This is a genomic window from bacterium (assembly GCA_037131655.1).
In the GTDB taxonomy this organism is placed as follows: domain Bacteria; phylum Armatimonadota; class Fimbriimonadia; order Fimbriimonadales; family JBAXQP01; genus JBAXQP01.
Map to the genome: position 1 here is coordinate 1 of JBAXQP010000161.1, position 6,393 is coordinate 6,393.

The window sequence follows — 6,393 nt, forward strand, 5'->3', positions numbered from 1 at the left end:
ACTCGTGCGTATACCGATTCATCACCTGAACACCTCTTCCTTATTATGGGACTTAGGGTGTCCTTTTTTTTAGGGGAAAACCTCTTTCCAAGTGGGACTATAGTGCGTCTCCTTCTCTTTCTCAAATCCGTATCCCTGAGTAGGCCTTAAGGCCGTATCGAAGGGTGGTGCGGAAAATGCCTCGCAATTAAACAGGAAAAGAAAGGCTTCGCCAGCGTTGCTGGCGAAGCCTTTTGATCTACTGAATACGCGCTACAATTACTTTGTCGTAACAACAGTGCTGTCTGTGACTTGGGTGACGGCAACTGCTTCTTTTTTACAGCGATCTAAAGCCGCTTTGACCAATCCCGCGAAAAGGGGGTGGGGACGGTTGGGGCGCGACTTGAATTCGGGGTGGAATTGAGTGGCAATGAAATAGGGGTGATCACTGACCTCGACGATTTCCACCAACCGGTAATCGGGAGAAACCCCGCTGAAGACCATTCCGCGCTGAGATAAAGTCTCACGATATTCGTTATTGACTTCATAACGATGGCGATGGCGTTCATCGATCACCGAATCGCCATAAAGACGATGGGCTAAAGTCTTACTGGTTATGCGGCAAGGGTAGGCGCCAAGGCGCATCGTTCCGCCTTTGTCTGAAATATCTATTTGATCGGGCAGCAAGTGAATGACAGGGTAAGGGGTATTAGGATCAACTTCTTCCGTATGAGCGCCTTCTAGCCCACAAACGTTACGGGCATACTCGATAACCGCCATCTGCAAGCCAAAACAAAGTCCCAAGAATGGAAGTTTTGTTTCGCGGGCGTATTGGATGGCTCGAATCTTACCTTCAACTCCGCGCGCGCCAAATCCGGGAGCCACAACTAGCGCATCCGCACCATTAAGAAGTGTAGCAGGCTCATTTTCTTCAATCTCATCGGATTCAATCCAACGAATATTAACATGAGCATTCGATGCAATTCCGCCATGCTTAAGAGCTTCGGCGATGCTGATGTAGGCGTCGCCGTTATCCGTATACTTTCCAACGATGGCAATCGTGACCTCATTCTGAGGATGCTTAATGGTGTCGACCAATTTGCGCCATTCGGATAAGTCATGCTTAGGAGCGCCTAAACTTAATCGCTCGCAGACTAAATCGCCCAAACCGGCGTCCTCGAACAACACTGGCACTTCGTAAATGGTCTCGCAATCAAGCGACTCGATAACGGCTGCGCGGTCTACGTCGGTGAAAAGCGAGATTTTATCTTTAACATCGTCCCCAAGAGGAATTTTAGTTCGGCATATCAACACATCGGGACGGATGCCAATTTCGCGAAGGTTAATAACACTGTGCTGGGTGGGCTTGGTTTTGACTTCATTCCATGGGCCAACCGAGGGGATGAGGGTGACGTGAATATACATCACGTTGTCGCTTCCCACATCCTTTTTAAACTGGCGAATGGCTTCTAAGAACGGTAAGCCTTCGATGTCGCCGACGGTTCCGCCGATTTCCGCCATCACCACATCCGCATTCGATTCACGCCCAACTCGGACGATGCGCTCTTTGATTTCATTGGTGATGTGGGGAATCACCTGGACCGTTGCGCCCAGATACTCACCGCGGCGCTCTTTTTCGATCACAGATTTATAAATTGCGCCAGTAGTGACGTTTGAGTGGCGGGTGCAGAAGACATCAACAAATCGTTCGTAATGCCCGAGGTCGAGATCGGTTTCGGCTCCATCTTCCGTAACGAACACTTCACCGTGTTGGTACGGATTCATGGTTCCGGCATCTACGTTAATATAGGGGTCAATTTTTACGGGAGCAATTTTAAAGCCCCGGTTCCGGAGCAGTCTACCAATACTTGCGGCTGCAATTCCTTTTCCAATTGAACTTACAACACCGCCCGTAACAAAAATATATTTGGTCAATGTGAGGACACCTCCGGGTTTATAAGTATACCCCGTCCCGCCCTTTCATACCACCAGACGATTCATGATTTGAAAGATTTTTAGGACAAATATAACCCCGGAGATGTTCAGCAAATAGAGTCCGTATGCTAGGTACTACTCGGCTTTAACACTCTGGCAGCATCCTTTTGAGGAAGTGGTGCCAAAGCGCTCTAATAATGATTTCATGGGACAGGCATTGGTGAATCCTGATTGGAATAGGTTTAACCCTACGAAAGCCGTGAACGCGAGCCACCATGGGTTGACCCAATGGCCCAATGCTACGCTCGTCAATACAAATGTTCCCGCTATAAGTCGAAGCCATCGTTCAGTAGTCATTTCTATCTCCTATTGTTATAATTATTTGCTAATGATATTTCTAGATTACTTTACGTAGTAAGGGGTACTTTTTGTCCCTTTCGCATCATGTAGTACAAGACTGGAACAGCCAGTCGTGAGAGAAGGGTTGAGGCGACTTCACCGGCCATTAGTGAGATCGCCAGACCTTGAAAGATCGGGTCGAAGAGGATTACAAATGAGCCAACAAAAACGGCTGCGGCCGTTAAGAGCATTGGGCGGAAACGGGTTGCGCCCGCGTCAATCACAGCTTGATCGAGCGGCATGCCCTGTTTCAATCGCAGTTCGATGAAATCCACCAGGATAATCGAGTTGCGCACGATAATACCTGCACCTGCGATGAATCCAATCATTGAGGTCGCGGTAAAGAAAGCTCCCATTAGCGCATGAGCAGGCAGGATGCCGACAAGTGTCAGCGGAATGGGCGCCATGATAACGAGAGGGGTCTTGTAGTCTTGGAACCACGCCACCACTAATATGTATATAAGAATCAGCACTGCCGCAAATGCGATGCCTAGGTCGCGGAAGACCTCATAACTGATAAACCACTCGCCGTCCCATTTCACCTGCAATTTATCAGTGGTGAAAGGCACGTGGGTGGTGAGGGTTTCAAGCTTATAGCCTTCTGGCAGCTTCACTTTGCCAACCGCGCGGTTCATTTGAAGAATCGCATAAACCGGACTTTCCTGGCGCCCCGTGACATCTCCGGTGATATACACAACCGGCAGTAGGTTCTTATGATAAATTGCTTTATCGGTGGCGACAGGAATGGTTTTTACAAGCTCACTGACAGGAATCAAATGACCATCACGCGCCGCCACTCGAAGCTCGCCAAGACGGTCGAGACCGCTTCTCTCAGCACGAGGGAGGCGAACAGTAATCGGCACGTCTTCACTTGATAATGGGTCATGGGCAAGACCTACTTGTGAACCTGAAAGAGCCGTTTGCAGCGTTCGGTTCAGAGTCTCCGTATCCACTCCTGAGGAAGCTGCCTTTTCTTTATCTACAACAAACTGATAGGTCGTCTGGTCATCGTCCATATACCAATCAACATCGGTAACGCCATTAGTGGTTTGGAAGATTTCTTTCACTTGCCTTGCCACTTCTGTGCGTCGGGTTTCGGAAGGGCCGTAGATTTCGGCAACCAGTGTTTGAAGGACAGGAGGTCCAGGGGGAACCTCGGCGATTTTTACGCGTATTCCCCACTGCTTGGAAATCTGTTCAATCTCAGGGCGGATGCGCTTGGCGATATCGTGACTCTGCGACTTTCGCTCGCCTTTGCCAACCAAGTTGACTTGAATATCAGCCTGATAAGGTTGACTGCGGGTGAAGTAGTGTCTGACAAGACCATTGAAGTTATAGGGACTGGCGGAACCGACGTACATTTGATAGTTTTCGACTTCAGGGATTGTGGCAATATAGCTGCCAAGCGCTTGAGTAGCAGCGGCAGTTTGTTCGAGTGTTGTCCCGTTGGGCATATCGACGATAATTTGGAACTCATTCTTATTGTCAAACGGCAGCATCTTCACCGTCACCAGTTTAAACCCAACCAATGACATAGCCGCCAGCAGCAATAACACCACACCGCCAAGAAATCCCCGCCTCGCCATCGGTTGATGAAGCAACGGGGTCATGATCTTGCGATAAAGGCGTGTTGACCACGTGTCAGGGGCAGTTTGAGCGTCGTGAAAACTGCATGCTTCCGCTTGTTCGTTTTTTAATAGGCGAACTGCGGCATAGGGGGTGACCACAAAGGCAATCAGCAGGGAGAAGAGCATCGCCGCTGAAGCTCCGACTGGGATGGGGCGCATATATGGTCCCATTAAGCCCCCCACAAACGCCATCGGAAGGATTGCAGCAATGACGGCGAAAGTGGCGAGAATAGTGGGGTTGCCAACTTCGTCAACCGCTCTGATGGCAGTATCTAACGGAGTTTTGCAATCAGGGTCGGGATTGCGATAATGCCGAACAATGTTTTCGACCACCACAATCGCATCATCTACCAAAATGCCAATCGAAAAGATGAGCGCAAAAAGGGTGATTCTATTGAGCGTATACCCGTAAAGATAGAACACCAGCAATGTCAATGCAAGTGTCACTGGGATGGCGACTAGAACCACCAAAGATTCACGTCTGCCAAGCGCAATGGCGATTAGCAGTGTCACTGATAGTACAGCCAGCATCATATGGAAGAGCAGTTCACCTGACTTTTCGCTTGCAGTTTCTCCATAGTTTCGTGTGACGGCTATTTCAACGTCGGCGGGGACGAGATTGCCTTTGAGGCTCTCAACCTTTGCTAGAACGGCATGAGCGATATCTATGGCGTTTTTGCCTTGGCGCTTTGCCACTGAAATCGTGACCGCCGGCTCCAGACCAGCTTTTTTGTTGTCAGCCGCTCCGTATCCAAATTGAACGTAGCTTTTGGCCTCCTCAGGGCCATCTCGCACGGTAGCGACATCTGATAATAAGATAGTGCGGCCATTAGCAACACCCACTACGACCTTGGCAACATCATTTGCGGTCTGAAGAAAACCACCCGTCTTGACGGCAATTTGGGTGTTGTTGCTGTCGATTCCGCCCGCCTGCGCCTTTTGGTTGGCAGTATTCAAAGCTTGTGTGATGCTGTCGGGGGATAGGCCAAAGCCGGTTAATCGCCCGCGATTAAGGGTGACCCGAACCTCTCGCCTTTGACCGCCAATAATATGCGTTTCCGAAACATTATCAACTTGCTTAATCGAATCCTCAACCCGCGCTGCCAACTGGCGAAGCTCATAAGCCCCATAATGCGTGCTGTGTAGGGTAAGCGCCAATATGGGCACATCATCAATCGAGCGAGGCTTGATTATCGGCAAAGATGCGCCCGGAGGGATGATGTCATAGTGGGATTGCAACTTTTCACGCAGCCTCACCAGGCTCGCTTCTTGATCTTGGCCGACAAAGAAGCGCACAATCACCATCGATTGACCTGGGCTGGAAGTAGAGTAGACGTATTCGACTCCTGGTATCTCCCAGATGAGCTTTTCCATGGGAGTGGTTACTCGATGTTCGATTTCTTTTGACGATGAACCCGGCATGGCCACAAACACATCCATCATCGGCACAATAATCTGCGGTTCTTCCTCGCGTGGAGTTCGAAGGATGGCGAAAATTCCCAGTGCAAGCGATGCGATTATTATTAACGGTGTAAGTTTCGAATTGACGAAAGCTGATGCCAAACGTCCTGCAAGTCCTATGCGCATCTCGATTACCTCCTATCATCCGTGACAGACGAACCGTCAGTAAGACGCTCGCGGTTGCTAATAACCACTCTTTCTTCTGAGGTCAAACCTGAAAGGATAGGTATAAAACTTCCTGAAGATTCTCCAATAGTCACCAACCGTAATTGCGCCTTACCGGTACTGATAACAAAGATATAATTCAGCCCCTCGCGCTCCCAGACGGCTGTGCTTGGGACTAGAAGACCTGGCTCCTGTCCAATCCTGAAACGCGCTCGGCCAAACATCCCTGCTCGAACTCCTGCTTCGGCGGGAAGATTTATTTTTACGATAAAAGTGTGACTGGTTGAATCGCCTTTGGGTGAAATCTCGGCGACCCTGCCGATAATGTTGCTATTCGGCAAAGCATCTAAGATAACCGATACTCTTTGGCCGAGAACCACTTTGGCTAGTACGCTTTCAGGAACGATTGCCTCTAACCGAAGTACGCCTCCCTGGATTTTGAGCAAGGGAACGCCTGGACTTGCCATCGCGCCCGGATCTGCCATTCGTTGAGCGATAACACCGTCAAATGGAGCAGGAATAACCGCATAGCTTTGAGTTACCGAGGCAAGTTGAAGGTTCGCCCTAGCCTGACCAATCTGAGCTTGTGCTCCGGCTATCTGCTGCTTTCTAACCTTAGTTTGAAGAGCGGCAGCTTTGGCTTCTTTCACTCCCGCTCGTGCGGCAACCGTTTCCGCTCTTGCTTGCCGAACAGCTTCTTGAGCTGATCGAATATCCTCTGCGCGGCTTCCTTCGTTGGTCATGCTTTGCACTTGCAAAGCCGCTTCATATTGGGCTTTTGCAAGTTCATATTGATTTTTTGTATTATCGTATTGCTGCTTAGAGA

The 6,393-nt window shown here is 49.6% G+C and carries 4 protein-coding genes; all 4 read right to left on the minus strand.

Annotation, left to right across the window (positions count from 1 at the left end; translation table 11 throughout):
- Positions 1-258: 258 nt before the first annotated feature.
- On the minus strand, positions 259-1,914 hold the full coding sequence (locus WCO51_08370; protein ID MEI6513272.1) for a CTP synthase: 1,656 nt from the start codon (positions 1,912-1,914) through the stop codon (positions 259-261).
- Between the two features lie 135 nt (positions 1,915-2,049).
- Positions 2,050-2,271, minus strand: a complete 222-nt coding sequence (locus tag WCO51_08375; protein MEI6513273.1) for a DUF2892 domain-containing protein — start codon at positions 2,269-2,271, stop codon at positions 2,050-2,052.
- 50 nt (positions 2,272-2,321) lie between these two features.
- Positions 2,322-5,528: an efflux RND transporter permease subunit gene (locus WCO51_08380; GenBank protein ID MEI6513274.1), complete on the minus strand. Its 3,207-nt coding sequence runs from the start codon at positions 5,526-5,528 to the stop codon at positions 2,322-2,324.
- A gap of 5 nt (positions 5,529-5,533) precedes the next feature.
- A partial coding sequence (locus tag WCO51_08385; protein ID MEI6513275.1) for an efflux RND transporter periplasmic adaptor subunit occupies positions 5,534-6,393 on the minus strand: 860 nt, incomplete at its 5' end.

Bases quoted from the DNA above. Each gene is read 5' to 3' on its own strand.
- WCO51_08375 (MEI6513273.1), bottom strand. From the start codon at position 2,271: ATGACTACTGAACGATGGCTTCGACTTATAGCGGGAACATTTGTATTG.
- WCO51_08380 (MEI6513274.1), bottom strand. From the start codon at position 5,528: ATGCGCATAGGACTTGCAGGACGTTTGGCATCAGCTTTCGTCAATTCG.